The sequence below is a fragment of the Thiohalocapsa sp. genome (assembly GCF_019695415.1).
Classification (GTDB): Bacteria; Pseudomonadota; Gammaproteobacteria; order Chromatiales; family Chromatiaceae; genus Thiohalocapsa.
In genome coordinates this window covers 1-2,953 of sequence record NZ_JAIFKJ010000463.1, presented here as the reverse complement: position 1 = coordinate 2,953, position 2,953 = coordinate 1, and the positions used below count along the sequence as shown (strand labels likewise).

The following is a 2,953-nucleotide window of genomic DNA, read 5'->3' as shown; positions in this document are numbered from 1 at the left end:
GGCTCCGTCTGATTTTTGGGCAGGATGCCCAATAAATCAGCATCTCCCTAGGCCGCCTCGCGTTGCTCCGCTTCGGCTTCGTCGGCATTGGCCGCGCTCCCCGGCCGCCCAGAGGCCACGCGCGGCGTCATCGGATAGGGCCACTTCCAGTTGGCGATGGTCTGCGGGATGACCTCCATGTGGATGCAGTCCACCGGGCAGGGCTCCAGACAGAGCTCGCAGCCGGTGCACTCGGCGGCCAGTATCCCATGCAGCTGCTTGGCGGCGCCAACGATGGCATCGACGGGACAGACCTGCAGACACTTGGTGCAGCCGATGCACGTCTGCTCATCGATGACGGCGACCGCCTTCGGCTTCTCGACCAACTCGCCGACCTCGACGGGCTCTCGGCCGAGCAGGTCCGCGATGGCGAGCATGGTGCCCTCGCCCCCCGGCGCGCACTGGTTGATCTCGGCCTCGCCGGCGGCAACGGCTTCGGCGTAGGGCCGGCAGCCCGGGTAGCCGCATTGGCCGCACTGGCTCTGCGGCAGCAGCGCATCCACTTGGTCGGCAACCGGGTCGCCCTCGATGTGAAAGCGGATCGCCGAGTAGCCCAGCAACAGCCCGAAGGCCGCCGCCAGGAGCGCGATGGCGGCGATAGCAGTCAACATGACCCAATCTCCTGTTGTAACGGACCGTCCACCGGCTGCGGGCGGCAGCCGGGGACGCGCCGCGCATTGCGTTTGGCAGCGGGCGCAGGCTGGTCGTTCCGCACACCGCTCACACGGACACCAGCCCCGCAAAGCCCATGAACGCGAGCGACATCAGCCCTGCGGTGACCATGGCGATGGAGCTGCCTTGAAAAGGCTCCGGCACGTCCGCCACGGCGATGCGCTCGCGCATCGCGGCAAACAGCACCAGCACCAGCGAGAAGCCGACAGCAGCGCCGAAGCCGTACAATGCCGATTCCAGGAAGCCCCGCTGCTCCTGCAGGTTCAGCAGCGCCACACCGAGCACCGCACAGTTGGTGGTAATCAGCGGCAGGAAGATGCCGAGCACCTGATACAGCACGGGGCTCGTCTTGTGCATGACGGTCTCGGTGAACTGCACCACCACGGCGATCACCAGGATGAAGGCGATGGTGCGGAGATAGTCGATGCCGAGCGGCACCAGCAGGTACTCGTTCACCACCCAGGACGTCACCGCCGACAGCGTCAGCACGAAGGTCGTCGCGAAGCCCATGCCGATGGCCGTCTCGAGCTTCTTCGACACGCCCATGAAGGGGCACAGCCCGAGAAACTTCACGAGCACGAAGTTGTTCACCAGAACGGTGCCAACGAGGATCAGCGCGTACTCGGTCATGGGTTAAAGTGGTGCGGTTGCATGCCACATGCGCCGTCGCGAGCTTCCGGATGAGCGCGGGCGCCGCTAGGGCTTTTCACTTGAGATTTTGCGGTTACTGCCGAATGACGCCATCATAATGCTGATGTTGCAGCGCAGCAATACAGCAAGCCGGCGCGGCCGTCCGGTACGCAAGCGGTCGCGGCCGTCTGCCCGGCGGCCGCCCACCGGCTTGGGCCACCCCGCGCTTCGGCCAACCCAAGATTCGGCCACTGTAACAGGGCCGTTCGTGGAAGACGTTGACCGCCATCACCCCGGAGGCGCTGATCCTGAGTATTTTACTCAGGAAAAGCCGCCGGCGCACAGGCCGGCGCACAAGACAGCCCCGCTCGCTCGGCTTGCGCCGTGGCGGCGCCACCGCCACTTCCATCGGCGAGCATCGCGTGCGCCGGACCAGCACTGCTCGATGCTCAACCGACAACAGAAGACGGACCCGACCACCGGATTCATACGGCCGCGCTAAGCGATCTCATGTCAGTCGAAGAGCCCAGCCCCCGAACGCCGCCGCTGACCCAACCGCTGTCTCCGCCCGGAGGCGCACTGCGCCGCCTGCGCTCGCGCGCGCCGCTGGTTCAGAACATCACCAACTTCGTGGCCATGAATCCGGCCGCGAACATCCTGTTGGCCGTGGGTGCCTCGCCCGCCATGGTGCACGCCCGGGAGGAGGCCGGCGAGTTCGCGGCCATCGCCGACGCCCTCACCATCAACATCGGCACCCTGTCCCCTGCATGGCTGGAGGGCATGCTGGTGGCCGCGGAAGCCGCTGTTGACCACAGCAAGCCTTGGGTACTGGACCCGGTGGCCGCCGGCGCCACGACACTGCGTCGACAGGCCGCGTCGCAGCTCCTCGAGCTCGCGCCGACCCTGGTCCGCGGTAACGCCTCAGAGGTCCTCGCGCTCGGCGGGGCCGCAGACAACGGATCGACCGCCGGCCGGGGCGTGGACGCCGCGGACCCAGTGGCGGCGGCGGAGTACGCGGCTGTGAGCCTTGCGCAGCGCCAAGGCTGTGTCGTCGCCGTCACCGGCGAGATCGACTTCATCACCGACGGCCGTCGTGCCGCGCATGTCGCCAACGGCCATGCGCTGATGCCCCAGGTGACGGCGCTGGGCTGCGCGCTCACCGGGGTCTGCGGGGCCTTCCTCGCCGTCACCGATGATGCCTTCGAGGCGACAGTGGCGGCGCTTGCCTACTACGGCCTTGCCGGCGAGCGCGCTGCCCGCGGTGCCGACGGCCCGGGCAGCTTCATGCTCTGCTTTATCGACGCCCTCGCCGGGCTCAGCGCCGATGCTGTGGACAAGGACGCGCGCATCGCCCCGGCGACGCTGCCATCGGCGCCCGCCGAGGGTGGCGCGGACGCGGACCTGGAGGTACGCGCGCCATGAGCCACCGCATCGATCTCTCCGTTTACTTGATCACCGACCCGCAGCTCTGTGCCGGCTACGGCCTGGTGCAGACCGTGCTGGCGGCGGTGGCAGGCGGCGCCACTGTCGTCCAGCTACGGGACAAGGATGCCCCTGACGAGGCGCTCATCGAGCAGGGGCATCCTTGTCCCGTAGCTGGACGACAGTGGCG

General features: G+C 67.8%; 4 protein-coding genes. 2 read left to right on the top strand and 2 right to left on the bottom strand.

The window, feature by feature from the left end:
- Nucleotides 1–47: 47 nt before the first annotated feature.
- Complete coding sequence (gene rsxB / locus I6U14_RS12940) at nucleotides 48–650, bottom strand: electron transport complex subunit RsxB (protein ID WP_296899919.1); 603 nt, start codon at nucleotides 648–650, stop codon at nucleotides 48–50.
- A gap of 109 nt (nucleotides 651–759) precedes the next feature.
- Nucleotides 760–1,341 carry an electron transport complex subunit RsxA gene (gene rsxA / locus I6U14_RS12935; RefSeq protein ID WP_296899918.1) on the bottom strand — a complete coding sequence of 194 codons (582 nt, stop codon included), beginning with the start codon at nucleotides 1,339–1,341 and terminating at the stop codon, nucleotides 760–762.
- 510 nt (nucleotides 1,342–1,851) lie between these two features.
- Here rsxA and thiM point away from each other — a divergent pair.
- Both thiM and I6U14_RS12925 read left to right on the top strand, forming a co-directional pair.
- On the top strand, nucleotides 1,852–2,763 hold the full coding sequence (gene thiM / locus I6U14_RS12930; RefSeq protein ID WP_296899917.1) for a hydroxyethylthiazole kinase: 912 nt from the start codon (nucleotides 1,852–1,854) through the stop codon (nucleotides 2,761–2,763).
- Nucleotides 2,760–2,953 (top strand): thiamine phosphate synthase (locus tag I6U14_RS12925; protein WP_296899916.1); only part of this gene is annotated, 194 nt, incomplete at its 3' end. The genes thiM and I6U14_RS12925, both read left to right, overlap by 4 nt.